Raw genomic sequence first — 25,845 nt, forward strand, 5'->3', positions numbered from 1 at the left:
GAACCTTGTAGCAGGGACGAAGGACTTGGAGATGTCAGAAGCCGAACAGGCGTTCCTGTTCGGACCAATCAGGTGCGTGGGTCACGCTGACCAGTCAGATGAGGCTGCTCAGCCATGGTGCCTGAGAACCCGATCAAGAACGCATACTTCGGCGAAACTCATGTACATACTTCGTTTTCACTTGATGCCTACATTGGAAGTGCACGCCTGACACCTTCGGACGCGTATCGCTTCGCGAAGGGTCAACCTGTCTCGGTAATCAACGTGCAGCGCAGAATCGGTCGACCTCTGGATTTTGCGGCCATTTCCGTTCATGCAGAATTTCTTGGCGAGATGCTCTCAACGCAGATCCCATCTGCTCCAGGGCATTACCAAGAAGCTGCTGGCTCTACACTGTTGGCCATCCCACATAATTCCAACGGAAGCAAAGGCTTGATGTTTGAGCCGATCGACAATGCCGGAAATCCAATCACGCGCGAATATGCCGAGCGCCGCGCCAAGTGGGAGCCGTTGATCGAAATGATGCAGATCAAAGGCAATTCCGAAACCCATCCCGGGGTGTCGCCTAACGATGAATTTGCGAACTTCGAGAATGCAGAGAGTATCGCTGCATTCAGCGAACGTTTCTTCCGCACCGATGGCTTCGTCCGTTGGGCTGCGACTAAAGGGCTCGACTATGAGCAGAAGCTAGGTGCGAACCCTTGGAAACTTGGTTTCATCGGAGGCACCGACAATCATAACGGTACCCCAAGTGATGTCGATGAGGCGACTTATAATGGCAGCCATGGTGTTGCCGACGGTACTATCGAACAACGCCGCGAAGGCGAGATAGACGGCTGGTTGCTTGGCCCGACGCCAACCCGGGCTCGCTCGCAGGCGTCTGGGCGTCCAAGAACACACTTGGTGCGATTTTTGACGCGATGCAAAGCCGCGAAACCTTCGCCACATCAGGCCCTAGGATACAGCCGCGTTTCTTTGGCGGTGCAATACTCCAAAGCAACAACGATCCCGTGAAGCTTGTAATGGACGGTTATGCCAACGGCGTGCCGATGGGCGGTTCTCTGACAGCTTTGAACGGCCCACCAAATTTCGCGGTGCACGCATTAAAAGATCCGATCGGAGCCAACCTCGATCGCGTACAAATCATCAAGGGTTGGGTCGATGTGGGCGGATCGCCGCAAGAACGTATCATTGATGTAGTGTGGTCAAGAGATCGCGTGCCGGACGTGAATGGCAAGCTGCCGCCCATTGGCAATACGGTTGATCCTGAAACTTCGACTTACAGTAACGCAAACGGAGCTGCGGAGTTGTTTGGTCATTGGACAGACGACGATTTTGATCCTGGCCAACATGCTCTGTACTACATGCGCGTCATCGAAATACCAACTCCACGCTGGACGACGTATGACGCCGTCCGCCACGGCTTGCCGCTCCTTGAGGATGTCGCGGTGTGGATATACGAACGAGCGTGGATTTCGCCAATTTGGTATTCACCGGAGCAGTAGCCCACGGTCTTGTCAGAAGAACTTTGCTTGAGCGGGGCAGGGCGGTTGCGTAGTTTTTGCACATGACCAAACCTGCCTCTTTTAAAAACTTCAAGACCAGTCCCGAGATCATCCGCCTTGCTGTGATGCTGTATATTCGATTTCCGCTCTTCCGTTTCGACGACGCGAACGCGCGACGCAACGGTTCAGGCGCATGCGAAGTTTACAGAAATTCGCTGCCGTTCATTCTTCCGTCTAAAACCACTTCAACCAAGAAAGATCGCTCACCAGCCGAGACACCTTCAAGCTGACCCGCGCCGCCGCTCTTAGCGAGTGGCGTCAACTTTGTTCCGGATAAGAATTGCGTCCCTCGCGTACTGATCCGATGCCAAGGATAAGGTCGGCGCATCGTTCGCCAAGCATCATGGCAGGTGCGTTTGTGTTGCCGGCGTTGATGTCGGGCACTGCGGACATGTCGCACACCCGTAAGCTCTCGATCCCGCGAACGCGCATTCTGGCGTCCAGCACTGCCATTCCGTCGCCGTCCCGGCCCATTTTGGCAGTGCCCGCCGGGTGATAGTTGGTTTTTACGAATCTCTTGCAATGTGCTCGCAGCGTCTGGTCGTCGTCCGCTATCGGAATGACGATTTCGCGGATCCTTTGTGCAAGCGGGCCCGACGTGAATGCCCGACGAAAGAACCGCTGCCCCCGGATCATCTCTTGCATGTCGTCCTCATGCTTCAGAAGGTTGGGCGAAACCACCGGCATAGCTTGAGGATCGGCCGAGCGAAGCCGAACCTCTCCGCGTGATTTCGGTTTGACCACGACGGTCGTAACGGTCACGCCAAAGTCATCCTGCACCTCGTCCAGCGCGTCGCGATCCAGATAGACGATGGGCACGCAAAAGGCTTGAATGGTCGGTTCTCCATCAGGAACCGACGGATTGACGAAGGCACCAGCTTCGACCCCGGCCGAAGTCACTGGGCCGCTGCCGAAAAGTTTGAACTGTATGCCGTTGCGAAGCATCCGCCAGCCATCACCTTGTTTAAAATATCCGTATGGACCGTTGGCAAAGGCGGTGATGGGAACTTCGGGGTGGTCGATCAGGTTCTGACCGACCCCAGGCAGTGGGCAGACCACAGGAATACCGTGTTCGGCAAGATGTGCATCCGGTCCGATACCCGAAAGCATGAGGATTTTCGGCGTGACCAGAGCGCCCGCCGCAAGGATAACCTCACCATCACACCGGACGGTGTGGAACCCGCCTTTGTCGCGATACTGCACCCCGACGGCCTTGTCGCTTTCGATGATGACTTTTCTGACCGTGGCGCCAAGCCGTATGGTCAAGTCCGGGTTCGTCTCGAGAGGGGCGAGGAAAGCATAGGCTGACGAGCTGCGCTTTCCAGCGCGATTGGTGAACTGATAGAACCCGACACCGCGCTGTGTTGCGCCGTTGAAGTCCGTGTTGAATGGTTCACCAAGGGCCTGCACCGACTGAACGAACCAACGGGACATGTCGTCGATATACCCCGGATCAGAGACCTGCACCGGACCATCGCTGCCATGCAGGTAATTATGAAGCCTGTTGTTGTCTTCAATCCTGCGGAAATAGGGCAGCACATCATCCCATCCCCAGCTGACCCCGTCGTTGGTCTGTCGTAGCAGGTCGTTCCACGCGTCATAGTCAGAAGGGCGGCCGCGCATATAGACCTGCGCATTCACTGACGACCCGCCGCCCAGTACGTTGGCCTGCGGAATCTCATGCACGCGTCCGTCCAGGTGGTCCTGCGGTTCGGTCTGGTGGTAGGTCATGAACTTGGACCCGTTGATCATCTTGAAAATACCCGGCGGCATGTCCAGCAATGGATGGTGGTGCGAATGCCCGGCCTCCAGCACCAGAACCCTGCACTTGCCCTGGTTGACCAGTCGGGCGGCGGCTGCGGCACCGGCTGAGCCGCCGCCGATGACGATGTGATCGAAGGTTTCCGTCATGATGTCGCCTTCAGGTCCGGCGTTTGGGTTCTCTGATCGAGTCGCGCTCGACCAGTTCGCATTCAAGCTTCACGAGTGGGTGCCTCTGACCATCCGTCGGCCCGTGGAATAGCTGTTCGACGACCCAGCGTCCCATCGCCCGGGTGGGAAGAATCATCGAGGTCAGTGGCGGCGAAAGGTGTCGCGCGGTTTCGTCATCGTCAAATCCGATGACCGAGATGTCCTCGGGGATGGACAGGCCAAGTTCCTTGAGTGCCTCATAGCAACCGATTGCCATGCGGTCATTCTGACAGAAAATGGCGGTTGGCGGAGAGGGCAGGTCCATCAATTCGCGCGTGGCGGCATATCCGGCGCTGGGCAACCAATTGCCTTCGACAACCAAGTCCTCGTCGAATGGAATGTCGGCGGAAGCCAAGGCGTTTCTATACCCGGTCGTTCGTCCCGCGGCGCATTCCATGAACGGCTCGCCGGTGATAGTGGCGATTCGTTTGTGCCCGGCCTTGATCAGGGCGTTGGTCGCCGTATGTCCAGCAGCGACTTCGCCGGGGATCACCGCAGGAAACGAGAGGTCGTCGCAAAAGCAGTTTAGCAGCAGAACCGGGGTTGCGGCCTGCGTGAGGATTTCCGGAACGACCACCCGCCGGGTGAAAACAGTTGCGTAAACGATGCCCGCAACCTGTTGGTCGAGGAAATACTTAAGCGTTCTGGGTTCGACCTCTGGGTCGTTTTGGGTTTCTGCCAGCAATACAAGATTTCCGGTGTCCCGAACGGCCTGTTTCACGCCGCTAAACGCGTTTACCATTTCGGGGCTCGACGCCAGATCGTCCACGACAAAAGCGATGGTGTCGTCTAGTGCCGAGGGTCGGCGCGCGCTGTCTTGGGGTTTCCTGAGTTGAGAGGGCATGGCGTATCCAAGCGTATTGGCGGCATCCAGGACTCGTTGCTTTGTGTCCTCGGAGATTTTGACGGAATCGTTCTTGTTCAGAACCAGCGATACTGTCGTTTGTGAGCATCCAGCGACGCGTGCAATGTCGTGCATCGTTATGCGCTGTCGGCCCGCGACTCGTCCTACACCCCTGTGTTGTCCGGCCTTGTTCGCTTGATCGTTCATCGCTCAACCTTTTTGTTCGTATCCTTTTTACCGATTATGCGGAGGACGTGCAACTAATATTAGCGGATAGTAATTAATATTAGTGTTGACTAAATAATAATATTAGTGTTTTGATCGGTGGTGCGGTCGCCATTGTGGTTTGACCGAGCAAGCGCGGGAGGCGAAATTGCGGTCTGTAGTGGGGGAGTTGGGTCAAGTCGTTCGGCATTCGATGTTCATCGATGGCCGCTTTGTCGACCTTGACGCGGACACGGTTGTTGTCGAAAACCCTGCGAATGAAGAGATCGTTGCGCTAGTTCCAGATGGCGCCGCCGCTCACGCGGATGCGGCGGTCGAAGCGGCCCATCGGGCTTTTGGCTCGTGGTCCTCGCGCCCGGCGATCGAGCGGGCTCGACTGGTCCTGAGGCTCGCTGAGGCCGTCCGGATCGACGCCGGTCGTTTGGCTGCTCTGATCACCGCCGAGCAGGGCAAGCCGATCTCGCAAGCCCGAGGTGAAGTGGATGCTGCCGTCACCTTTCTTTGCCATGCGGCTGAAGAGGCCCGGAGGATTTCGGGTGACATAGTTGCGTCGGACAACGAGTCCGAGGAAATCCAGATCCGGCGTCATCCTTATGGCGTTGTTGTTGCGTTGACGGCCTGGAACTATCCGTTGGCATTGGCCGCCAGGAAGGTCGGACCCGCGCTAGTCGCGGGCAACACCGTAGTTCTGTTGGGGCACGAAATCACGCCGCTATCCGGTCTTGCGGTCGCCGAGCTTGCCAACAAGGTCGGGTTTCCGCCCGGTGTTCTTAATGTTCTGACAGGCAAGGGGCCGGTGGTAGGGCAGCGGTTGGTCGAACACCCCGATACGTCACTGATCACGATGACCGGCAGCACACGCGCCGGGAAAGAGATTTTTCGCGCCGCGGCCAACCGGATCAAGGTTGTCCGGCTCGAGCTTGGCGGTAAGGCTCCGTTCATCGTGATGGAGGATGCGGATATTGACGCCGCCGTTTCGGCCGCCATTGCCGCCCGGTTTGCCAATTGCGGCCAGATTTGCACCTGCAACGAGCGTATGTATCTGCATCGCGGCATTGCGGATCAGTTCTTGGAAAAATTCGTGTCCGCGGTCCGCGCTTTGTCGATCGGGGAACCGATGGACGACTGCGATTTGGGTCCCAAAGTCAGCAAGGCCGAAGTGACCAAGGTCGCCGAGATCATCCAGCGCAGCATCGCCGAAGGCGCCACGGTTCATCTTGCAGGTGGGCCCCTGACGGACGGGGCGCACCATAAGGGGCACTGGATGTCCCCGACGGTTCTTGAGGTCTCAGACAACAGCAATGCCGCGATGCAAGAGGAGGTCTTTGGCCCCGTGGCAACAGCCATGCGAGTAGATGATTTTGATCAGGCGATAGACGTAGCGAATGACACATCATTCGGGCTGTCTGCCTATCTCTTTACGGCATCGCACCGGCGATTGATGGAGGCCCCGAGCCGTTTGAAGTTCGGCGAACTGTATCTGAACCGCTCCAATGGCGAGGCCGTGCAGGGATTTCATACCGGTTGGGGTATGTCCGGGGTTGGGGGTGAAGACGGCGCATATGGCTTCGATGGCTATCTGAGGAAACAGACGACTTACATGAATTGGGCATGACCTAAAACTCGCGGTCAAAACGTTGGCGACCGCACCAATGGAGGAGGAATAACCATGAAACGCAGAACTCTTTTGATCTCGACGGTTGTCGCGGGTGCGCTGTTGGGCACGACTGCGATTGCGCAGGATCTGCCACAGCTTGAGCAGAAGGAGCGCTACAAAGTTGGCTTTGCGCAGATGGAGTCGAACAATCCGTGGCGCATTGCCGAGACCAAATCGTTCCATGACACGGCCGAGGCCTGCGGCTGGGACCTTATCGCGACGGATGCAGCTGGATCTGCGGCCAAGCAGGTTGCGGATGTGGACAGCATGATCGCACAAGGCATCGACGTTCTGTTTCTGCCTCCAAGGGAAGAAAAGCCACTGATTCCGGCGGTTATGAAAGCACGCGCCGCCGGCATTCCGACTTTTCTCGTGGACCGCTCGGTTGATCCGGCCGTCGCCAAGCCAGGCGAGCATTTCGTAGCATTCCTGGGATCGGACTTCATTGATCAGGGCAACCGCGCCGCGCAATGGCTGATGGAAAATTTCGACGGCGACAAGGGCGTCATCGTCCAGTTGGAAGGCACAACTGGTTCTTCACCTGCAAATGACCGTAAAAAGGGTTTCGACGACGCGATCGCAGCGGACGACCGCTTTGAGATCGTGGCTTCTCAGACCGGTGACTTTGCGCGCGACCTGGGTCGTCAGGTGATGGAAACCCTGCTGCAGGCGCACCCCAATGTGAACGTGGTCTACGCCCACAATGACGAAATGGCGATCGGCGCGATCCAGGCTCTGGAACTGGCCGGCCGCAAGCCTGGCGAGGATGTGACCATCGTTTCGATCGACGGGACACGCGATGCTCTTCAGGCCATCATCGATGGCAAGATGGGGGTCACGGTGGAAAGCTCGCCCTTCTTCGGTCCTCTGGCTTGTGAAATCATGAAGAAATACGCGGCTGGCGAGACGATCCCGGAATGGGTGAAAGTCGAAGATCGCATCTTTACCAAAGACAATGCGGCTGATCACATCGACGAAGCTTATTGATTCTCCCTGGTGGGTGGTGCTGGCCTGTGGTCGGTGCCGCCTGCAAGCAATCGGAGGAAGACATCTTATGAATGCGCTCGTCTCGATGTCAGGAATTGAAAAGTCCTTTGCCGGCGTACCGGCACTGAGCCAGGCCAGTCTGGAGATCGCACTTGGCGAGGTTCATGCGCTGATCGGTCAGAACGGTGCCGGCAAATCGACGATGATCAAGGTTCTGACCGGAGTTTACGATCGGGATGCCGGCGACGTCCATTTGGCGCGTGGGCCTAGCCGCATTTCCACCCCGCGCGAAGCGCAGGAATCCGGAATTGCCACGATCTATCAGGAGCTCAACCTGGTTCCGCTGCGGTCAGTGACCGAGAACATTATCATGGGGTACGAGCCCAAACGTCTCGGTTTGGTCGACTGGCGCGAGGGCAACAGGCGCGCACGCGAGGTTCTTGCGCGCTTTGGTATAGAAATTGACGTGACTGAGCCGCTAGGAAATTTCTCGACTGCGATCCAGCAGTTGGTTGCGATTGCGAGGGCTGTTTCTCTTGACGCGAAACTTGTCATCATGGACGAACCCACGTCATCGCTGGATGCCAGCGAGGTCGAGGTTTTGTTCGGTGTGGTGCGCGAGTTGAAGAAACAGGGCGTGTCTGTTCTGTATGTCTCGCATTTCCTCGATGAGCTGTTCCAAATCTGCGATCGGGTCACAACGATGCGAGACGGGCGTACCGTCAGCACGCGCACCGTCCAAGACACGACCAAATTAGAAATGATCGCGGACATGCTGGGCCGCAACAAAGATGAGATCGCGGCAGACGGACTCACGGACTTTGCAGGTGCGAAGGCTAAGAAAGGAGATATCGTTTTGCGGGCCGACTCTGTTTCGACAGGCCCGCGATTGACGCATTTCGACCTTACACTCCACCGCGGGGAAATCGTTGGGTTGGGCGGGTTGCTGGGCTCTGGCCGGACTGAGGCGGCGCGCGCTTTGTTCGGCGTGGACGGAGCCCGCAGCGGTGCGATCGAGTTGCACGGCGCGGTTGGACAACCATCCGGACCGGGTGACGCAATCGCAAACGGCGTCGGCTTTCTGACCGAAGATCGCAAGGCCGAAGGGATCATTCCAGACATGTCCGTGCGCGAGAATATGACGCTGGCCCTACTGCCGAAACTGGCCAGCCGTGGTCAGATCGATTTTGCCCGCGAGCGAGAGATCGTTCAAGCCTTCATCGACGATCTGGGCATCAAGGCGGCGCATATGGACCAACCCATTCGTGAGCTGTCTGGCGGCAACCAGCAAAAGGTGCTGCTTGCCCGTTGGCTGGCGACGCAGCCCGACATCCTGATACTCGACGAGCCGACCCGAGGCGTGGATGTCGGCGCCAAGCGAGAGATCCAATCGTTCATTCGGTCGTATGTCGAAAAGGGGTTCGGCGTCGTTCTTATCAGTTCGGAATTCGAAGAGCTGGTGGAAGGCGCCGACCGCATCGTGGTCATGCACGAGGGGCGCTCGGTCAAGGAACTGACCAACCCCGGGATTACCGAGAACATACTGGTGCGCGCGCTTGCGCATCATGAAGGAGGAACTGGTTCATGGACCGAGCAATGAAGTTGCCGCAACGGGTCGCATCGATGCCCTTCCGCTTTCATGGCGGCATCGCCGCGTTGGTCGCCCTGCTGGTGTTCAACGCGTTTTTCACCCCCAATTTCCTGCAGATGCAGACCCTGTTCGTGAATATCAGCCAGGTTGCCACGATCGCCATCGTGGCCATGGGTATGACGCTGGTCATCGCCACGGGTGGAATTGATCTGTCGGTTGGCGCTGTCATGGCTCTGGCGGGGGCGTTGGCCCCGCTGATCTTTCTGTCGGATCTGGGCGCCGCCAATCCGATGCTTGGCGTCATTTTGGCCATTGTCCTGCCACTGTTCGTCGCGGGTTTATGCGGGGTATTCAACGGCGTGATGGTTGCCGTGTTGAACGTGCAGCCCATTATTGCGACGCTCATTCTTTTCATCTCGGGTCGCGGTATTGCCCAGGTTTTAACGAATGGCAACCTGCAGACATTTTCAAACCCTTCATTCAGTTATCTTGGAACCGGCAAGGTGCTTGGCTTGCCGTTCCAGGGTTGGCTGGCGCTGGCCATTGCCTGTGTGCTGTTCTGGGTGATCACCAGAACCACTTGGGGCCGCTACCTGCTGGCGATCGGCGGCAATGAACGCGCGGCCTATCTGGCCGGTGGTCCCGTCCGGCGGGTCAAGATCGGGGCCTATGTCATCTGCGCGGTGCTTGCGGGCTTGGCTGGTCTGATCGTGGTTGCGATCAACTCGGCCTCGGACGCCGCGCGCAACGGCAATCTGATGGAGCTTGACGCCATCGCGGCCGCTGTCGTTGGCGGGGCTCTTTTACAAGGCGGACGGGCGCCGATCTTTGGTGCCATACTGGGAGCCGTCATCATCCAATTGGTCAAATATACATTGCTGGCCAACGGGGTAGAGGACGAAGTTGCACTGATCGCCAAAGCGGTCATTATTATCCTGGCCGTCTGGGTCCAGCAGTTCCGGAGGGCTTGATCGATGTTGGATGAAACGGCTTTTGACCTGCGAAAGTACCTTCGGCGCAATTCGGCTTCGGTGACGGTGTGGATCGCACTGCTGGCTTTGATCCTGTTTGGGCTGATGCGCTATGACAACTTTGGCAGCGCCTACAATTTCTCGTCTTTCCTGAACTACAACGCGATGTTCATCGCGATTGCGCTGGGTATGTGTTTTGTGATCATGACCGGCGGGATTGATCTGTCGGTTGGATCCGTTGCGGCCTTTACGTCGGTTGTTGCGGCCTATCTCAGCCCATACGGGATTCAGGTTGCGCTGCCGGGGGCCGTGCTTGCCGGGGTGGGCTTCGGAGCGATCAACGCCTTTTGCATCATCATCCTTCGGATTCCGCCCTTCATCGCCACGCTGGCCACCATGCTGGCCGCAAAAGGCGGCGCACTGGTGATTTCGGGCGCCCAGACAATTTCGGTTGATTGGGGGTCGAACTTCACCAAGCTTGGCATGGGGCAGGCGTTTGGTCTGTTTCCATGGGCAATAGTCATAGTGGCCGGACTGACGCTGGTACTGTGGCTGGTGCTGGAAAGAACAACCATCGGGCGGACCGTCTTGGCGATCGGTGGCAGCGAGGATGCCTCGAACCTCATGGGTCTGAAGGTGAATCGCGCCAAGGCTTTCGTCTACCTGCTTTCGGGCGGCTGCGCAGGGCTGGCTGGCGTCTTTCTGGCCTCGGGTTTTGGAGCCGGACAACCCCTTGAGGGCATCGGATGGGAATTGTCGGCCATCGCGTCCGTTGTTGTGGGCGGCACCTTGTTGACAGGTGGGATGGGTTCGATCCCTGCGACCGTGGCCGGAGCGCTTTTGCTGGGTCTGGTGTTCAACGTTCTGAACTTTGAAAACGGTCAGGGGACCATCAGTTTCAGCGCCTATTGGCAGATGGTCATACGTGGAGGCTTTCTTTTTGTGGTCATCCTCTTACAGTCTCGGGTTATTGCCAGGCAGCAGAAGGTCTTGGGTTCGTGAATCGCATAGAAAGTGTTTCAGCGCGGCTGTTCAACGTCCCGCTCGCCGAAGTCCTGGTCGATGCCAAACATGGCGATCACACGTTCTTTCAATTGATCACCGTTACCATTCAAACGTCGGATGGGGTTGAGGGGGTTGGGTATACCTATACGGGCGGCAAGGGCGGTCATGCCATCTTGGCGATGATCCAGCATGATCTAGCGCCGTTCCTGGTTGGACAAGGCGCCGAACAGATCGAAAGCCTGTACGATGCCATACAATGGCATGTGCACTATGTGGCACGGGGTGGGATCGCCTCGTTCGCCATTTCGGCCGTGGATATTGCCCTTTGGGACATTCGCGGCCGAACGCAGAATGCACCACTATGGCAAATGGCTGGTGGAGCGTCCAAACGGTGCAAGGCCTACGCCGGCGGGATCGACCTGAATTTCTCGTTGGAGAAACTGCTGTTGCAGACCGAAGGCTACCTTGCGCGTGGGTTCAACGCGGTCAAGATCAAGGTCGGTCAACCGGATCTGGCCGATGATCTGGCGCGGGCCCGGGCGGTGCGCGAAATGTTGGGGCCGGACCGGTTCTTCATGGTCGACGCGAATTACTCAATGAGCGTCGAGCAGGCCATCGTGGCAGCCCGAGGGTTCGCCGACTGCGATACCCTGTGGTTCGAGGAACCGACAATTCCAGACGATTACAAAGGCTATGGCCGAATTGCCGAAGCCACGGGCGTGCCCCTTGCTATGGGTGAAAACCTGCACACGATTCACGAATTCGAGTACGCCTTTGATGACGCGAAGCTGAGTTTCATCCAGCCCGATGCCTCAAACTGTGGCGGGATTACCGGCTGGTTGCGCGTGGCCGCGCTGAGCGCCCAGCACGGCATTCCGGTTTGTAGCCATGGCATGCAGGAGCTGCACGTCAGCCTTGTTTCTGCGCAGCCCAATGCGGGTTGGCTGGAAGTACACTCATTCCCGATAGACCAGTACACGACCCGTCCGCTGGTCGTGGAAGACTGCCTGGCCGTGGCCCCGGATACGCCGGGGACCGGAGTGGAATTCGACTGGGACAAACTGAATGCGGAACACAGGGAGATGCATACATGACGACCCAGACGATCTCTGCGGCGTATTACAGGGGCAACAAGAGCTTTGCCGTGGAACAGGCTCAGGCGACGGCACCGGGCCCCGGCGAGGCCGCCATTCGCGTTGCCTATTGCGGGATTTGCGGGACGGATATGCACGTCTACCACGGCAACATGGATGCCCGCGTCGGCCTGAACCGGGTGATTGGGCATGAGATGTCAGGTGTCGTCGAAGCGGTGGGCGAGGGCGTCGACACGGTCGAACCCGGCCAGAAGGTTGTTGTCCGACCGCTTGATCACTGCGGAGAATGCCCAGCTTGCAAACGGGGGCATCAGCATATTTGTCAGAACCTCAAATTTCTCGGCCTCGACACCGATGGCGCCATGCAAGAGATCTGGACCGTTCCGGCCCATACGTTGCACATTTTGCCGGATGACTTGCGCATGGATCACGCGGCGCTGATCGAGCCGATCGCCGTTGCCTGCCACGATGTGCGGCTGTCTGACCTGCAACCTGGCGAAGACGTTGTCGTCATCGGCGGCGGCCCGATCGGCATCCTGGTTGCCATGGTTGCGCGGGATGGGGGTGGAAATGTCGTGATTTCTGAAGTGAATCCGAACCGTCTTGCGATTGCTGAAAAACTTGGCTTTGACACGATAAACCCAATCGAAACCGACCTGGTGTCCACAATCAACGCGCGCACGGGCGACAAAGGCGCAGATGTGGTTTTCGAGGTGTCGGGAACGCAGCCCGGAGTTGATGCGATGACCGCCGTTGCCGCGACTCGGGCCCGGATCGTGATGGTCGCGATCCATGCACAAAAGCCCCAGATAGACCTGTTCCAATTCTTCTGGCGAGAGCTGCAACTGATCGGTGCTCGGGTCTATGAGCCAGAGGATTACGAGAAAGCCATTGCAGTTGTCGCCTCGGGCGGAGTGGACGCGGATGTTGTGATTACTGACGTCAGCCCTTTGGCAGACATCCAGGCCGCGTTCGAAGCACTGGATCGCAGCCCAACCGCAATGAAAAGCCTGATCGAAGTAGGACCGCGTTCATGAGTGTTTTGAAAAGTTTCGACCTGACGGGAAAGACGGCCCTTGTGACTGGGTGCAAACGCGGTATCGGGCGCGGAATGGCCGAGGCATTGGCATCGGCTGGAGCCGATATAATCGGAGTGTCCGCCTCGCTTGAGCTGTCCGGGGCGGATGTCGAAAAAGCCGTGACAGCGATGGGACGCAGTTTCCGGGCTTACCAATGCGACTTCTCGGATCGCGCTGCGCTGCATGCGTTCATTGATCAGTTGAGGGACGACGGACAAACTCCTGATATCCTTGTCAACAATGCCGGCACGATCAAACGAAAACCCGCCGCTGAACACCCGGACGACTGGTGGGACGACGTGATTGAGGTGAACCTGTCCTCGCAGTTCGTTCTGTCTCGCGAGATCGGCAAGGACATGCTGGCGCGCGGCAAGGGTAAGATCATCTTCACTGCATCGCTGCTAACATTTCAGGGCGGCATCACCGTTCCCGGATATGCGGCCTCGAAAGGTGGGATTGGACAGCTGACGAAGGCCCTGGCCAATGAGTGGGCCGGGCAGGGTGTGAACGTGAATGCAATCGCCCCCGGCTACATCGCGACCGACAATACCCAAGCCCTGCAGGACGATCCGGTCCGATCAAAGTCGATTCTGGAACGAACACCCCAAGGCCGTTGGGGTACGCCTGGTGATTTTGCCGGACCTGTAGTCTTTTTGGCTTCTGCAGCGTCGGACTACGTCAACGGTGAAATCCTTGTTGTCGACGGGGGCTGGATGGGGCGGTAACACCGTCAACGCGCCACGGGACCTAAGGCATCACGTCCCGATGTAGTGCACCTTCAATCGTCGTGTCTTGGGTGCCTCGCGATGTTCGAAGAGATACAGGCTTTGTACGCGGCCCAGCGGAAGCTGCCCCTGTTCGACCGGGATGGACACCTGCGTTTGCGTCAACAGCGCCCGCAAATGCGATGGCGCGTTGTCGTCTTCGCTCGGGCGATGGTGATATTTGCCTGGTGATTTGGGGACCAGTTCTTCGAAGAACGTCTCGATATCCTTGACCACCTCGGGATCGGCATTGGCCTGAACCAACAGCGCGGCACCGGTGTGGACGCACCAAAGGGTCAGCAGGCCCGAGCCAAGTTCATGGTCAGACACCGCACCCTGAACCACCCCGCTGATGTCGGCGAGGGATTTGCCGGGCGTTTCAATGGACAGCTCAAAAAACTCTTGCTTCATCCATCAGATCCTTTCCTTGATCTTGCGCGAATGCGCCCAGCTTTCCGCACCCCATTCGGCATTCAACTTTGAGGCTTAAGTATTTGATTTATAACATTCTATGACTTTCATTCATGCAAACAGGCTTTTGAACCTGTCTACGCACAAACGAAACCCATCTTCGAAATTTTCGTTGCCGGGATGATAAACGCTTTCCAAGGAAATCACGCCATCATAGCCATCGGATCGGAGCGCGTCCGCGATGGGTTGGAATAGGGGCGCGAGCTGACCTTCCCCCATACGGCGCACTTCCAGCGTTGCCCGTGGCGTGTCGACCTTTACGTCCTTGATGTGAATGTGACCTAAATAGCCGCCGCGCAGTTCTTCGTAACCGTCCGGGTATGCCAGTTCATGGCACCAGCAGTTGTTTCCGGGGTCCCAAAGTACCTTCAACGCATCCTTTGCATCCAACTCGTCGATCAGTTTGCGGGCTGTATAGTTGGAATTGACCAGCGTGCCGTTTCCGGTTTCCACGACAAGCGTCACCCCCTCAGCTCTTGCCAGTTCAACCGCCGGCGCGATCAGAGGCGGCATCGAGTCCCACACCCCATGCGCCACGTTCCATTTCTCGGCGCCGTTTTTTCCCCAGAGTATCTGCTCTTTTCGTTGGGTCATGATCCGAACGAGCGGAGACCCAACAACATGCGCCATGTCGATTACGCGTTTCAAGGCGTCCATGTGCCGAGTGTGCAGGTCGTCGCCGGGCCTGTTGGCAGCTGTCATCCCCGCAAAGATATGGCGTGACAGACATGACACAGGCTTGCCCCGGTCGCGCAAAAGCGCGTCGATCTCGGCAATTTCCTGCGGGGAATGGTCCCCGACCTCCGTATCTCCAACGAACTGAAGCTCTGCATAGTCCAGACCGAATTCGTCCATTACGTCCACGGCATGCCGCAGTTCGCGGGAAATGCCGTCGCAAATCACACCAAGTTTCATGTTCGTCCCCCCTCAGCGATGCAATTCTGCGCCAACGATCTCTTCGATGACCTGAGTACACACCCAGTTGTCGCCGTTCGGGTATTTGGTTTTTCCTGCGTGAAAGATCTGCATTGCGGATGACGCTGTGTGCATTGGAACGCCCAACGAACCGGCCAGTGCCAGCGAGATAGTCAGGTCCTTGTGCATGGTTGCGATATGGCTACCGGTGGCCTCGAACTTGCGATCAATGATGTTTTCAAGGGCGGTATTCACGACGCCGCACCCCGCGCTGGATGAGGAGAACACATCAAGTAATGCCTGACCGCTGACACCGGCTTTGGCCGCCAGGGCCGCAGCCTCGAATGTGGCGGAAAAGATCGATCCGATCAGAGATTGCAGGCAGGCTTTCACGGTTTGCCCGTCGCCGGCGTTTTCTCCGACCCGATGAATGGTTGCCGACACTGCCTGCATGACTTCTGCATTTCTGTCCAGCACATCCGCAGCACCGGCAGCCATCATCGTCAATGTGCCGTTCTGCGCGCCGGGGAACCCACCCGAGACAGGGGTGTCTATTAGGTGGATGCCCGAGCCCTCCATATCCTGCCCGATGGCGCGGGCTTCGGCCGGGGTAATGGTCGCCGACAGGATGACCGTTCCGCCTTTCGCCATGTTCGGAACCAGCCCGTTTTCACCCAAGATGACATCGCGGGCCTGATCTCCGCTCATCACCATGACAAACACAGTGGCGGCGTGACGACCGACTTGCCCCACGCTGTCCTTGGGCCGGCCGCCCATGTCGGCAAATGCCGTCATGCGTGTCATGCTCAGGTCGAAACCGGATGTTTCAAAGCCATTCTTGATCAGGTTCTTGGCAAGGCCGCTGCCCATGTCGCCAAGACCGATTACGCCTGCGGTTTTCATTTGGACTCCTCCCGTTCTTCCGTCGTTGCCGTCTGGCCAGACGTTTCGAAAAATGATGCCCCAAGGCATCGGTTTTCGCGGGAGTTTCACGCGTCTTGAACAGACGTCGGGCGAGTCCGGAAGACACCCCGCTGCCCGTTTACGTCCCGCAAGTAAACGAAGAATGCGGCGCACAGGCAAGCAAAGAAGTGTTACGGACGGAAAGAAACTGCCTGATCCGACGTGTCAGGAAAACGCCGCCATGATGCCGCGCAATTCTGCCAGCCCGCGCATTCGTCCGATCAGCGGATAGCCGGGAGTGCTGTGTCCGCCCAGATCGCTCAGCAGCTCTTGTCCGTGGTCGGGTCGCATCGGAATTTGCCAGTCGTCCCGCCCTTGAGATTTGCGGCGGCGTTGTTCTTTCATCAGCTCGCGAATGGTTCCGATCATGTCGGTGTCACCCTCCAGATGCGGAGCCTCATAGAAATCGGGTTTCTGGCTGTCTGACCCCGCGATGCGTCGGGTGTTTCGCAAGTGAACAAAGTGAATCCGGTCGCCATGCCGGCGAACGAACTCCGGCCCATCGAATTCAGGGGAAACACCCAGCGATCCGGTACACAAGGTTGCGCCGTTCGCGGGCATATCAACCGCATCCAGTACGGCGCCGTAGTCCTCGGTACTGGACATGACCCGCGGCAGACCGAGCAACGAGAAGGGCGGATCATCGGGATGACAGCACAAGCGCACCCCCAATTCTTGGGCTATCGGGGCGACCTCAGACAGGAAGTCGATGAGGTTTGCGCGCAGCCGGTCACGGTCTATCTCGGCATATGTCTGCAGCAAGCCGCGCACGTCCTCTACGCTCCACTGATCGTTGGCGCCGGGCAGCCCCGCGGTGACATTGTGCTGCAACTGGGCCTTGGATTCCTCCGACATGCGCGAAAAGCGATCCTTGGCCGTTTGCTGGACGACGCTGGAATAGTCTTCCGACGCGCCCGGACGTTCGAGAATATGTATGTCGAAAACAGCAAAATCGGTCAGGTCGAACAGCATGGCCGTTCCGCAATGCGGCTGTGGGGCACGAAGGGCGGTGCGCGTCCAATCCAGGATCGGCATGAAGTTGTAGCAAACAACTTTGACGCCACGGACGGACAGGGCCCTGAGGCTGGACTTGTACGCCTGCAGATGCTCGGCCATGTCTGCCGACTGCGTCTTGATAGCCTCCGATACGGGCAGGCTTTCGACAACGTCCCAACTGTACCCGGCCGCGGCAAGAACGGCCTGCCGGTCGGCGATGCTCGGTTCATCCCAAGGCTGTCCGGGTGGGATGTGATGCAGCGCGGTGACGATTCCCTGAACCCCGACTTGATGGAGATCGGCCAGGGCGATCGGATCCTCGGGTCCGAACCAACGCCAGCATTGTTTCATGGCAGCCATCCTTCATACAGTGGGTGATCGGGCCTGATGGGAAGGGCAACGCGCTGCCCGGTGCGCGCTGCGTGATAAATCGCCGTCACAAGGCCGATGGACGCAGCGCCATCCTTCAGCGTAACGGCCGAATTTGCCTCGGACCGCAGTGCCTTGCCGACTTCGGTAAAGAACCCTTCGAAACCTGTTGGTTCGGCAGCGGCTGCTGCAAGGGCCTCGTCGATAGCGGCTTGATCCACCGGATCCCGCGCGGCGAATGTCCAAGGCGTTTGGCCCGGGGCATAGGGTTCTGTGCCAGAGGTGGCGGTCACCTTTTCAAAGACGAACCGCAGGCGGGTTTCGTCCGTGGCGGCGCCCAGGGTGATATTGCTTGTGCACAAGGCTCCGGAAGTCATGCCGAAGCAGATCGCGGCGCAGTCTTCCGTCTCGATCGGGTTGACCCGCGTCGTTGTCATTGCAGACACCCAGGCGATATCGCCCGCGATATGAGTCAGCAGATCATGGTTGTGGATGGCATGGCCCAGAACCGCGCCGCCGCGTTCACCGGCCCATGTTCCTCGCCACGGCACCGCGTAATAGTCCGCCTCTCGGGACCAATGGGTTTCAAGCGCGGCAGTTTGGACCGCTCCGGTCAGGCCTGCGCGTTGTAAGTGGCGCAGTTGGGCCAGTGACGGGCCCCACCGGTATTGAAAGACCGGAAACACCTGCTTGCCCGCGCTGCGTGCGGCTATGGTGATCCGATCCACATCCTGCAGCGAGGTCGCAAGAGGCTTTTCGCAGACAACGTGTTTTCCTGCGGCCAGTGCCGAAAGGGTGGTCGGTACATGCAGATGGGGCGGTAGGCAGATGTCGATGACATCAATCGCCGGATCATCCAGCGCGTCCTGAATATTGGTCAGAGAGCGAAAATCCGAGTTCTGTCGAATCTGTTCTATCCGGTCCGTATTCTGGTCGACCATGGCGGCTACGCGGAAGTCGCGGTCAAGCCGTTCCAGTGCGCTCAGATGTTGCGCACCGATACCAGCGCCAAGGATCGCAACGTTGATCATCTGCGTTCCGCCATTTCCTGCGCACGTAGCGCCAGTTCCATGACCTTAAAGCAGTGGGTCTGCGTCATTGCAGTTTCGGTCCGGTTACGGATGTCATCGGCGAGGCGCGCAAAGTAGGGAAGGCCGTCGTCAGATGCGTCGATCTTTTGGCAGGTTTCACCATTCACGAGGATCAGATGGTCCGTCCCTGAGGCCCCACCCACATCAACATATTTTCGCAACTCGATATAGCCTTCGGTTCCTAGGATCGTCAGACGACCATCCCCCCAGTTCGGAAGGGCATCCGGCGTAAACCAGTCAACCCGGATATACCCGGTACCATTCTCGCTGCGCAGATTGAGCTCTCCGAAATCCTGCAACCCGGGATCCTTGGGGTTTGCGTAGTTCGCCACGTAAGCGTTTGTGATTTCCGCGGTTTCCGAACCTGTGTAATGCAAGAACTGATCGATCTGATGCGAGGCAATGTCGGTCAGAATTCCGCCATAGCGGTCACGCCTAAAAAACCACTCCGGCCGGGTTGCCCGGTTCAATCGGTGCGGGCCAAGTCCGACCGTTTGGATCACGCGCCCTATGGCACCGGCCTCGACCAACTCGGTCGCCATGGTGCTGACCGGCGTTTCAAATCGTTCGGAAAAATTTACCGACCAGATTCGACCGGTGTCCGCGACCGTTCGCTTGATCTGGTCGAGTTGCTCAAACGTCGTGCAGCCCGGCTTGTCGCTCATGACATCCATGCCGTTCTGCATAGCGCGAATCGTCAACGCGGCCCTATCTGCCGGAATTGCGGAAATCAGCGCTAGATCCGCCCCGCAGGTTAGGGCGTCTTCCAATCGGGCCAGCCGCGGAATATTGGGAAACCTTTTGACGTAGCCCGGTAGCGTTTCTGGATCGCCTTGTGTCCAGTAGCCGACACAGTCCACGCCGATTTTACGCATGTTTTCCGTCATGCCATAGATATGGCGGTGGTCCAGACCAAGGGCGACGCAGGTCAGGCTCATGAGGCGACTCGTGTTTTCTGGCCGGTTCGATTGGCGATCTGCATCGCGTCTATGACGGCGTGAGTCAAAAGGGCACTGCGTCCGCTGGCCAGCGGCCTCGTTCCACCGGCGACGGTCTTGGCGAAATCCTCGATAACCGTCTGGTGCCATTCATGGGTGAACGCCATGGGATCGGCCCCTCCGCCTGTGGCGGACGTTTCGCCAACCGTGGATTTCCGTCCATCGAAAGTGGTCAAGGTCAGGACACCTGAATCCAGATGCGCTTTGGCGCGCGTGCCCTGGATCGTGATAGATTCAGCGGCCCCAGGATATTCGGCAGTAGTTGCCATCAACGTTCCCACCGCGCCGTTATCCATTTCAAGGATTGCACCTGCCCAATCCTCGGCCTCGAGATCGTGTAACGGAGTTTTTCTCATCATGGCTTGAATGCCCGAGATCGGCCCCAGCAGCCACATCGCAAGGTCAAGCGTGTGGATTGCCTGCGAGATCATGACACCGCCTCCGTCGCGAGCGTAAGTGCCGCGACCCGGCTCGTCATAGTAGCTCTGATCACGCCACCAGGGGACACGGATCTCCACCGTGGCGATCGCGCCCAGCTCACCCTGTTCAATGGCTGATTTCAGCGCCTGCGAAGCGGCGCGGGCGCGGTGCTGAAAGACTATGCCCAGCGGAACACCAGACACCTCGCACTGCTCGACAATGGCCGTCGCGGCGTCCAGCGTTCTTTCGATGGGCTTTTCCATCAGGATCGGTTTCGAAGCGGTCGAAAGAACCCGCACCAACTCTGTGCGCTGATCAGGCGGGGTTGCGATGATCGCAAAGTCGACGTCTGGTTCGTTTGCGATTTCCTCGACCGAGCTGAATGTGCGGGTGTCGTTTCGCTGCGCGAACTCAGCTGCTTTTTCAGGATTGCGCCCGAGGACGCCGGCAAGATTGAGGCCTTGGTCCGATGCCCGAATGGCAGCCACATGCGTGCCCGAAACCATCCCCAAACCAATCAGCGCAATATTCATTCATTCCCCCGGATCACCCGGTCAGTCTGCGGGTTCGAACGGGAAAGATGCAACCATTAAAAACTGTGTTAACAATTGCGGGCAGCAGTATCGGAGGAAGAATTGACCGATAATTTGAATGGCATGGCGGAAGACCTGTACTTGGGCATCAAGAACCTGCCGATCGTGTCTCCGCATGGTCACTGCGATCCGGGGTGGTTTGCAGCCGATGAGCCGTTTCCCAACCCGGCCGAGCTGCTGGTGGTTCCCGACCATTACGTGTTTCGTATGCTCTATTCGCAGGGCGTTCCCTTGTCCGAACTTGGCGTTGGGGAAGAGGGGCGAAAGAAGGATCCTCGCGCCGTATTTCGCACCTTTGCCGAGAACTGGCATCTGTTTCTGGGAACGCCATCTCGGATATGGATGTACTACGTGCTGCAAGAAACGTTGGGCGTGTCTGAGGAGTTGTCTTCGCGCACGGCTGACCTGATTTATGATAAGATCTCAGAAAAGCTGGTGCGACCCGAATTTCGTCCGAGGGCTTTGTTCGACAGGTTTGGGATCGAGGTTCTGGCCACCACGGATTCTGCTCTCGACGGCCTCGCGGAGCATCGGGAGATTCATACAAGTGGTTGGGGCGGGCGCGTTGTTCCGACGTTCCGCCCAGACGGGGTTTTGGATGGGGCGGACCCGGAGTTCGTACACAACCTGAACAAGTTGGCTGAGCTGACAGGCTGCGATCTGGGCAGCTATGATGGCTACCTCAACGCGCTGCGAATGCGGCGGGCTTATTTCATCCAGCTGGGATGTACTGCCACCGACCACGGTATCGAACGTGTGCAGATCGAGTGGCTGGAAGACCCGGATGCGCTGTACCAACGGCTGAGACGGCGGGAAGGTACCGAACAAGATGCTCGCCGGTTCTATGGGCATATGCTGATCGAAATGGCGCAGATGTCTGTCGATGATGGTCTGACCATGCAGATACATGCTGGCAGCAAGCGCAACACGAACCACGCGGTAATGCGGGACTTCGGACGGGACAAGGGGGCCGACATTCCAATCGCGATGGATTGGGTCACGGGCCTTGAGGCGCTGTTGAACAGGGTTGGAAACTCGGCGGAACTGCGCATTATACTCTTCACATTGGACGAAAGCACCTATGCCCGTGAATTGGCCCCTATGGCGGGACATTGGCCGTGCCTTAGGATAGGGCCGCCTTGGTGGTTCCACGACAGCCCAGCCGGGATTGCGCGGTATTTCGATCAGGTCGTTGAAACGGCCGGATATTACAATTTGGCCGGATTCAATGACGATACGCGGGCTTTTCTGTCCATTCCTGCACGTCACGACCTGTGGCGACGGGGGGTGGCGATTCATCTGGCCCAGCAGGTTGCGCGCGGCTATTTCGGTCGGGACAGTGCCGAGCATCTGGCGCGGTTGTTAGCGGTCGATCTGGCGAAACAGGTTTACGGATTGCAAAGCTAGATGGGTACAATTCTTCACTTCGGCCTTGGAAACTTCGCCCGGGCGCATTTACTGGACTACACCGATCATGCGGGCGGATGGGGCGTTGTCGGCGTCAGCCTGCGTTCATCCTCGGTTCGGGATGGATTGGCGCGACAAGGTTTCGAGTACGATTTGTGCGTACAGGGGCAGGGCGTCCGGCGCATCAAAGCTCTGCGGGATGTTCTGGTCGCGCCCAAGGATTGCGCAGAGATTTTTGATGTGATGGCGGATGCCGAGATCATTTCGGCAACCGTTACCGAGAAAGGTTATCACTTGGACGCCGCGGGCAATCTGAACCTTCAGGACCCAGCGATTGCCGCCGATCTGGCAGGGCAATGGCCTGTGACGCTGATCGGTTTTTTAGCTTATGGCCTTGCGGAACGGTGCAAGCCAGTAACGGTGCTAAGCTGTGACAATCGCATGGAAAACGGCAAAACGCTCGAAATGGCAGTTGCCGATTTTGCGAATGCAGCCGGCCTGGACGTGAATTGGAATGCCGTTCGCTTTCCAAACGCGATGGTCGACCGGATCACCCCGGCTACCACGGACGCCGTTCGCGCAATCAGCGGCGATCCTATGGCTGTTCCGACCGAGGCGTTTTCGGAGTGGGTTATCGAAGACAGTTTCGCCGGTCCGCACCCGGATTGGCCGGGCGTGCAACTGGTCGATGACGTAGCCCCGCACGAGATGCGAAAGCTGCGCATGTTGAACGGTGCCCATTCCCTGTTGGCTTATGGCGGCTTGGAGCGAGGCCTGACCTACGTCCACGAAGCGGTTCGAGACCCGGTTTTGCGCCCGCTGGTTTCCGAGTTGATGAAGGATGCGGGCGCAACGCTGCCCGCAGCACTGCAAGTACAGGTTCCGGACTATGCCGAGGCTTTGTTGCGCCGCTTTGAAAACCTCGAGCTGGCGCACCGTCTGGACCAAATCGCGATGGATGGCAGCCAAAAGCTGCCGTATCGCTTTGTTCCCACACTCCGTGAGACCGGCTCTCAGGCGGTGATTGCAGGGATGCGGGCCTGGATCTCCTTTTGCATGTCCGAGACCGCCAAGGGCAGGACGCTGAACGATCCTTGCGCGTTGGAAATCGCCTCGGCTGTCAAACAGCCAGATCCGGTAGTGCCACTTTTGGACCTTGTTGGCGCTGAGGATCTCGCGTCACTTATCCGGGAATGATCGCGCCGCGGAACTGAACAACGGTGGACGCCAGATTGTGTCCGGCCATCAGGGCCTTGGCCTGCGATTTTCCTGTCAGCAAGGCAGCGAGGTAGCCACCGTTGAAACTGTCGCCCGCCGCTGTGGTATCCAGCACGTTTTTGGCAGGCTCATAGGTTTGGTCAATGTTCTGACCAATGGGCAGAGGGCCATCCTCTCCGCGTTTCAATGCACCGACACCGTGATGATCGGCAAAGCGTGCCGCCACTTGATCCGCGCTTTCCCCGAACAGTGCCATCTCGTCGTCGATGGATGGTAGGGCAATATCTGCACGCTGCCAAAGCCGTTGGTTGATCTGCCGGGCGTGTTCGACGCTGTCCCAGAGACGCGGACGAAAATTGCTGTCATAGACCAACCGAACTGAAGAGCCTTCTAGCCAGTCCAGAAGCGCAAGCCTCACCGAATGCGGAAGAATGGCCACGGAAATCCCTGACAAGTACAGCACGTCGTAACCTTTCAGCGAGCTGAAGTCATGATCGGCAAAAAGCTGGCGGGCGGCCGCCTCGCTGCGCCAATAGGTAAAGCTGCGTTCACCGTCCGCAGAGGTCGTGATCGCGTATAGTCCCGGAGAAGCGTTGGGAATGATGCGGATGCCGGATGTCCCGATTCCATGACTGGCGATAAAGCCGGCGATGCGCCCTGAGAACGGGTCGTCGCCCAGACATGTCATATACTCCACCTGCAGATCAGGAGCGGCGCGGTGCATGTAGATGGCCGTGTTCAGCGTATCCCCCGCGACGCCCACCTTTGCACCGGTTTCCAGCATGGACAATTCGATCATTGCTTCGCCGATGCAGGCAATTCGCGTCATTTCTTTTCTCTCTTCCAGATGATGAGACCGGCAGTCATGATTAGAACAGCCCCTGCCAAAGTGAATGCGCCCGGTACCGTGTCAAAGAACAAATAGCCCCAAATCGCAACGTAGATCAGGAACGAATAGGTGAATGGCATCAACTGGTTCGCCGTTCCGAACCGATGCGCGTTCGTCAATAGTTGATGCCCGCACCAGCCAAAGACGCCAAGGCCGATCAGTACAATCAGGCTCCAAGTGTTTTCTGGCTGGACCCAAAACCATATGGCGAACGGCAGCAGAACCACCGTCCCGGTAAGCCCAAGGTAGAATTGCATGGTGTCCACGGCAACAACCCCGGACAGCTTGCGCGTCATGATCGAGTACAAGGCCAAAGCGGTGGCATTGTAGACGATCAACAGCATGGTCGGATGAAAGGCTGAACCAAACGGCCGCACGACAACCAACACCCCCAGAAAGCCCAGGGTAATAGCCGCCCAACGCCATGGACCCACGCGTTCTTTCAAAACGAAGACGGACAGAAAACACACGATGACCGGGCTTGAGAACATGATTGCTGACACGACGGTCAGAGGCAAAAACCGCAGGGCATAAAAATTGAAAACGGTCGCCGAGATCAGCAGCAAGGCCCGGCTAATGACCTGCCATGGATGGTCGGTCTTGAACCTGCTGGCCTCAATCCCGCCCTTGGCGATCACGCCCACAGAGATCACAAAGTGCCCCGCATAGCGCATGAATGCCAACTGAAATGCCGGCACGCCCGCCAACGCCAACCACTTGGCCCCAAGATCCACCAGCGAAAAGAATAGCCACGCCGTCAACATCAGCACGATGCCAAGGCGCGGCAGGTCCGCAGTGGGGCTGGCGGTGACGGCCATCGATCAGGTGTTGAAACGCTTGACGTAGTAGTCAACCATCTGGCTGACCATGTCGTCCGCCTGACCGTGGTCGCGCGCGTCAATCAGCGCCGAAAGCGCGCCCTGCGACATCACGCTGGTAACGCCTGCCTCGCGTGCCATGCGGTCATAATACCCAAGATCTTTTGCCGCGTTCTTGATGGCAAAGGCCAGCTGATTTGGGTCATCCTCGACGCCGTAGGCTTTGACGAAATCCATCATTCCGGAATACAGCGGCCCTGCGGCCATAACGTCATACACCTGCTTGCGGTCAACACCGGTAATATCTGCCATGGCAAAAGCTTCGGCCATTGCGTTCGCGACGGTCATTCCGAAGAAGTTGTTGATCAGCTTGATCGTGTGTCCGGACCCAACGGGGCCAAGGTAAAAAACGTTTTCGCCCAAGTCTTTCAGTGTCGGCTCGGCCTTGTCAAAGGCAGCCTTGTCGCCGGAAGTCATAATGTTGAGCTTGCCCTCTAGCGCGTGCGAAGGCGTACGGCCAAGCGGCGCATCAAGATAGCTTCCGCCGGCTGCGGCAACCTCCTCGGCCAAGGCGCGTGTGCTGCCTGGAAGCGAGGTGCCAAAGTCGATGACGATCGCCCCGGGTTTCAATCCCGAAATCACTCCATCTGCACCGCGCATACGGCCCTCGACCTGTTCGGAGGTACCCATGCACAGCATCACGATGTCACTGGCCTGAGCCAGCTCGTGGGCGTTTTCCATCTCGCGGGCGCCTCGGTCAATCGCGGCGTCCAGGTATGTGCGGTCGCGGTTTCCCAATACCGTGACCGAGTATCCTTGGTCCAACAGTCGGTTCACCATGGCTCCGCCCATTAGTCCCAAGCCGATAAACCCGATTGATGGTTTGCTCATTGGTTTCCCTTTCCGTAAATGTCTCTGGTTTTCATTCTTGTGTCTGGCGCGGG

23 protein-coding genes and 2 pseudogenes are annotated in these 25,845 nt (G+C 58.0%); 13 read left to right on the top strand and 12 right to left on the bottom strand.

The features are described 5' to 3' along the window. Positions 1 to 114 precede the first annotated feature (114 nt). From AC2FH8_RS11065 to AC2FH8_RS11075, 3 genes and pseudogenes are all read left to right on the top strand, one after another. Positions 115 to 1,014: a DUF3604 domain-containing protein gene (locus AC2FH8_RS11065; RefSeq protein WP_496689771.1), complete on the top strand. Its 900-nt coding sequence runs from the start codon at positions 115 to 117 to the stop codon at positions 1,012 to 1,014. Next, on the top strand, positions 909 to 1,505 hold the full coding sequence (locus tag AC2FH8_RS11070) for a DUF3604 domain-containing protein (RefSeq protein WP_496689810.1): 597 nt from the start codon (positions 909 to 911) through the stop codon (positions 1,503 to 1,505). Before AC2FH8_RS11065 ends, AC2FH8_RS11070 begins: the two co-directional genes overlap by 106 nt. Positions 1,506 to 1,647: 142 nt before the next feature. Next, positions 1,648 to 1,842: pseudogene (locus tag AC2FH8_RS11075) on the top strand (IS6 family transposase); the annotation flags it as partial. Here the strand turns inward: AC2FH8_RS11075 and AC2FH8_RS11080 are convergent. Both AC2FH8_RS11080 and AC2FH8_RS11085 read right to left on the bottom strand, forming a co-directional pair. Then, positions 1,824 to 3,476, bottom strand: a complete 1,653-nt coding sequence (locus AC2FH8_RS11080; RefSeq protein WP_496689772.1) for a GMC family oxidoreductase — start codon at positions 3,474 to 3,476, stop codon at positions 1,824 to 1,826. The pseudogene AC2FH8_RS11075 and the gene AC2FH8_RS11080 sit on opposite strands and share 19 nt — an antisense overlap. Before the next feature lie 10 nt (positions 3,477 to 3,486). Beyond that, complete coding sequence (locus AC2FH8_RS11085; RefSeq protein ID WP_246097150.1) at positions 3,487 to 4,587, bottom strand: LacI family DNA-binding transcriptional regulator; 1,101 nt, start codon at positions 4,585 to 4,587, stop codon at positions 3,487 to 3,489. 166 nt (positions 4,588 to 4,753) lie between these two features. Here AC2FH8_RS11085 and AC2FH8_RS11090 point away from each other — a divergent pair, with 166 nt between their 5' ends. From AC2FH8_RS11090 to AC2FH8_RS11125, 8 genes are all read left to right on the top strand, one after another. After that, positions 4,754 to 6,220 carry an aldehyde dehydrogenase family protein gene (locus AC2FH8_RS11090; RefSeq protein ID WP_221929474.1) on the top strand — a complete coding sequence of 489 codons (1,467 nt, stop codon included), beginning with the start codon at positions 4,754 to 4,756 and terminating at the stop codon, positions 6,218 to 6,220. A 54-nt stretch (positions 6,221 to 6,274) separates the two neighbouring features. Next, a complete protein-coding gene (locus AC2FH8_RS11095) occupies positions 6,275 to 7,249 on the top strand; it encodes an ABC transporter substrate-binding protein (RefSeq protein ID WP_271946106.1) in 975 nt (324 codons plus the stop codon). 67 nt (positions 7,250 to 7,316) lie between these two features. Then, on the top strand, positions 7,317 to 8,849 hold the full coding sequence (locus tag AC2FH8_RS11100; protein ID WP_271946108.1) for a sugar ABC transporter ATP-binding protein: 1,533 nt from the start codon (positions 7,317 to 7,319) through the stop codon (positions 8,847 to 8,849). Continuing rightward, complete coding sequence (locus tag AC2FH8_RS11105; protein ID WP_271946110.1) at positions 8,834 to 9,811, top strand: ABC transporter permease; 978 nt, start codon at positions 8,834 to 8,836, stop codon at positions 9,809 to 9,811. Before AC2FH8_RS11100 ends, AC2FH8_RS11105 begins: the two co-directional genes overlap by 16 nt. 3 nt (positions 9,812 to 9,814) lie before the next feature. Beyond that, complete coding sequence (locus tag AC2FH8_RS11110) at positions 9,815 to 10,813, top strand: ABC transporter permease (RefSeq protein WP_142634806.1); 999 nt, start codon at positions 9,815 to 9,817, stop codon at positions 10,811 to 10,813. Next, entirely contained in the window at positions 10,810 to 11,910 is a 1,101-nt protein-coding gene (locus AC2FH8_RS11115; RefSeq protein ID WP_496689773.1) for a mandelate racemase/muconate lactonizing enzyme family protein, read from the top strand. Before AC2FH8_RS11110 ends, AC2FH8_RS11115 begins: the two co-directional genes overlap by 4 nt. Continuing rightward, positions 11,907 to 12,947 (top strand): zinc-dependent alcohol dehydrogenase, encoded by a 1,041-nt coding sequence (locus tag AC2FH8_RS11120; RefSeq protein WP_496689774.1) that lies wholly within the window; start codon positions 11,907 to 11,909, stop codon positions 12,945 to 12,947. Before AC2FH8_RS11115 ends, AC2FH8_RS11120 begins: the two co-directional genes overlap by 4 nt. Beyond that, complete coding sequence (locus tag AC2FH8_RS11125) at positions 12,944 to 13,714, top strand: SDR family oxidoreductase (protein WP_496689775.1); 771 nt, start codon at positions 12,944 to 12,946, stop codon at positions 13,712 to 13,714. The genes AC2FH8_RS11120 and AC2FH8_RS11125 overlap by 4 nt, the downstream gene beginning before the upstream one ends. A 30-nt stretch (positions 13,715 to 13,744) precedes the next feature. Here AC2FH8_RS11125 and AC2FH8_RS11130 read toward each other — a convergent pair whose 3' ends face one another. From AC2FH8_RS11130 to AC2FH8_RS11160, 7 genes are all read right to left on the bottom strand, one after another. Continuing rightward, positions 13,745 to 14,164 (bottom strand): secondary thiamine-phosphate synthase enzyme YjbQ, encoded by a 420-nt coding sequence (locus AC2FH8_RS11130; RefSeq protein ID WP_496689776.1) that lies wholly within the window; start codon positions 14,162 to 14,164, stop codon positions 13,745 to 13,747. Positions 14,165 to 14,275: 111 nt separating this feature from the next. Next, positions 14,276 to 15,139, bottom strand: coding sequence for a sugar phosphate isomerase/epimerase family protein (locus AC2FH8_RS11135; protein WP_496689777.1), 864 nt, complete (start codon positions 15,137 to 15,139; stop codon positions 14,276 to 14,278). Between the two features lie 12 nt (positions 15,140 to 15,151). Further along, on the bottom strand, positions 15,152 to 16,042 hold the full coding sequence (locus AC2FH8_RS11140) for an NAD(P)-dependent oxidoreductase (protein ID WP_496689778.1): 891 nt from the start codon (positions 16,040 to 16,042) through the stop codon (positions 15,152 to 15,154). Between the two features lie 225 nt (positions 16,043 to 16,267). Further along, positions 16,268 to 17,449: a mannonate dehydratase gene (gene uxuA, locus AC2FH8_RS11145; protein WP_496689779.1), complete on the bottom strand. Its 1,182-nt coding sequence runs from the start codon at positions 17,447 to 17,449 to the stop codon at positions 16,268 to 16,270. After that, entirely contained in the window at positions 17,446 to 18,498 is a 1,053-nt protein-coding gene (locus AC2FH8_RS11150; protein ID WP_496689780.1) for a Gfo/Idh/MocA family protein, read from the bottom strand. Before AC2FH8_RS11150 ends, uxuA begins: the two co-directional genes overlap by 4 nt. Further along, the gene (locus AC2FH8_RS11155) at positions 18,495 to 19,496 is read right to left on the bottom strand and encodes a Gfo/Idh/MocA family protein (protein WP_271946125.1); all 1,002 of its coding nucleotides are present in this window, start codon (positions 19,494 to 19,496) and stop codon (positions 18,495 to 18,497) included. Before AC2FH8_RS11155 ends, AC2FH8_RS11150 begins: the two co-directional genes overlap by 4 nt. Next, positions 19,493 to 20,509: a Gfo/Idh/MocA family protein gene (locus tag AC2FH8_RS11160; RefSeq protein ID WP_496689781.1), complete on the bottom strand. Its 1,017-nt coding sequence runs from the start codon at positions 20,507 to 20,509 to the stop codon at positions 19,493 to 19,495. Before AC2FH8_RS11160 ends, AC2FH8_RS11155 begins: the two co-directional genes overlap by 4 nt. Positions 20,510 to 20,632: 123 nt before the next feature. On the opposite strand from AC2FH8_RS11160, the gene uxaC reads away from it, so the two are divergent. Beyond that, positions 20,633 to 21,976 (top strand): glucuronate isomerase, encoded by a 1,344-nt coding sequence (uxaC, locus tag AC2FH8_RS11165; protein ID WP_496689811.1) that lies wholly within the window; start codon positions 20,633 to 20,635, stop codon positions 21,974 to 21,976. Then, positions 21,977 to 23,173 (top strand): mannitol dehydrogenase family protein, encoded by a 1,197-nt coding sequence (locus tag AC2FH8_RS11170; RefSeq protein WP_496689782.1) that lies wholly within the window; start codon positions 21,977 to 21,979, stop codon positions 23,171 to 23,173. On the opposite strand, the gene AC2FH8_RS11175 is transcribed toward AC2FH8_RS11170, so the two are convergent. The 3 genes and pseudogenes from AC2FH8_RS11175 to AC2FH8_RS11185 all read right to left on the bottom strand — a co-directional run. After that, positions 23,160 to 24,023, bottom strand: coding sequence for a sugar kinase (locus tag AC2FH8_RS11175; RefSeq protein WP_142634782.1), 864 nt, complete (start codon positions 24,021 to 24,023; stop codon positions 23,160 to 23,162). The two genes, AC2FH8_RS11170 and AC2FH8_RS11175, sit on opposite strands and share 14 nt — an antisense overlap. After that, on the bottom strand, positions 24,020 to 24,901 hold the full coding sequence (locus AC2FH8_RS11180) for a DMT family transporter (RefSeq protein ID WP_142634780.1): 882 nt from the start codon (positions 24,899 to 24,901) through the stop codon (positions 24,020 to 24,022). The genes AC2FH8_RS11175 and AC2FH8_RS11180 overlap by 4 nt, the downstream gene beginning before the upstream one ends. Before the next feature lie 3 nt (positions 24,902 to 24,904). Then, positions 24,905 to 25,834, bottom strand: a pseudogene (locus AC2FH8_RS11185) (NAD(P)-dependent oxidoreductase); the annotation flags it as partial. Positions 25,835 to 25,845 lie beyond the last annotated feature (11 nt).

This window comes from Ruegeria sp. CDSC025 (assembly GCF_059610805.1).

Bases quoted from the DNA above. Each gene is read 5' to 3' on its own strand.
- AC2FH8_RS11065 (WP_496689771.1), top strand. From the start codon at position 115: ATGGTGCCTGAGAACCCGATCAAGAACGCATACTTCGGCGAAACTCAT.
- AC2FH8_RS11080 (WP_496689772.1), bottom strand. From the start codon at position 3,476: ATGACGGAAACCTTCGATCACATCGTCATCGGCGGCGGCTCAGCCGGT.
- AC2FH8_RS11085 (WP_246097150.1), bottom strand. From the start codon at position 4,587: ATGAACGATCAAGCGAACAAGGCCGGACAACACAGGGGTGTAGGACGA.
- AC2FH8_RS11095 (WP_271946106.1), top strand. From the start codon at position 6,275: ATGAAACGCAGAACTCTTTTGATCTCGACGGTTGTCGCGGGTGCGCTG.
- AC2FH8_RS11100 (WP_271946108.1), top strand. From the start codon at position 7,317: ATGAATGCGCTCGTCTCGATGTCAGGAATTGAAAAGTCCTTTGCCGGC.
- AC2FH8_RS11105 (WP_271946110.1), top strand. From the start codon at position 8,834: ATGGACCGAGCAATGAAGTTGCCGCAACGGGTCGCATCGATGCCCTTC.
- AC2FH8_RS11110 (WP_142634806.1), top strand. From the start codon at position 9,815: ATGTTGGATGAAACGGCTTTTGACCTGCGAAAGTACCTTCGGCGCAAT.
- AC2FH8_RS11120 (WP_496689774.1), top strand. From the start codon at position 11,907: ATGACGACCCAGACGATCTCTGCGGCGTATTACAGGGGCAACAAGAGC.
- AC2FH8_RS11125 (WP_496689775.1), top strand. From the start codon at position 12,944: ATGAGTGTTTTGAAAAGTTTCGACCTGACGGGAAAGACGGCCCTTGTG.
- AC2FH8_RS11130 (WP_496689776.1), bottom strand. From the start codon at position 14,164: ATGAAGCAAGAGTTTTTTGAGCTGTCCATTGAAACGCCCGGCAAATCC.
- AC2FH8_RS11135 (WP_496689777.1), bottom strand. From the start codon at position 15,139: ATGAAACTTGGTGTGATTTGCGACGGCATTTCCCGCGAACTGCGGCAT.
- AC2FH8_RS11140 (WP_496689778.1), bottom strand. From the start codon at position 16,042: ATGAAAACCGCAGGCGTAATCGGTCTTGGCGACATGGGCAGCGGCCTT.
- uxuA (WP_496689779.1), bottom strand. From the start codon at position 17,449: ATGAAACAATGCTGGCGTTGGTTCGGACCCGAGGATCCGATCGCCCTG.
- AC2FH8_RS11150 (WP_496689780.1), bottom strand. From the start codon at position 18,498: ATGATCAACGTTGCGATCCTTGGCGCTGGTATCGGTGCGCAACATCTG.
- AC2FH8_RS11155 (WP_271946125.1), bottom strand. From the start codon at position 19,496: ATGAGCCTGACCTGCGTCGCCCTTGGTCTGGACCACCGCCATATCTAT.
- AC2FH8_RS11160 (WP_496689781.1), bottom strand. From the start codon at position 20,509: ATGAATATTGCGCTGATTGGTTTGGGGATGGTTTCGGGCACGCATGTG.
- uxaC (WP_496689811.1), top strand. From the start codon at position 20,633: ATGGCGGAAGACCTGTACTTGGGCATCAAGAACCTGCCGATCGTGTCT.
- AC2FH8_RS11170 (WP_496689782.1), top strand. From the start codon at position 21,977: ATGGGTACAATTCTTCACTTCGGCCTTGGAAACTTCGCCCGGGCGCAT.
- AC2FH8_RS11175 (WP_142634782.1), bottom strand. From the start codon at position 24,023: ATGACGCGAATTGCCTGCATCGGCGAAGCAATGATCGAATTGTCCATG.
- AC2FH8_RS11180 (WP_142634780.1), bottom strand. From the start codon at position 24,901: ATGGCCGTCACCGCCAGCCCCACTGCGGACCTGCCGCGCCTTGGCATC.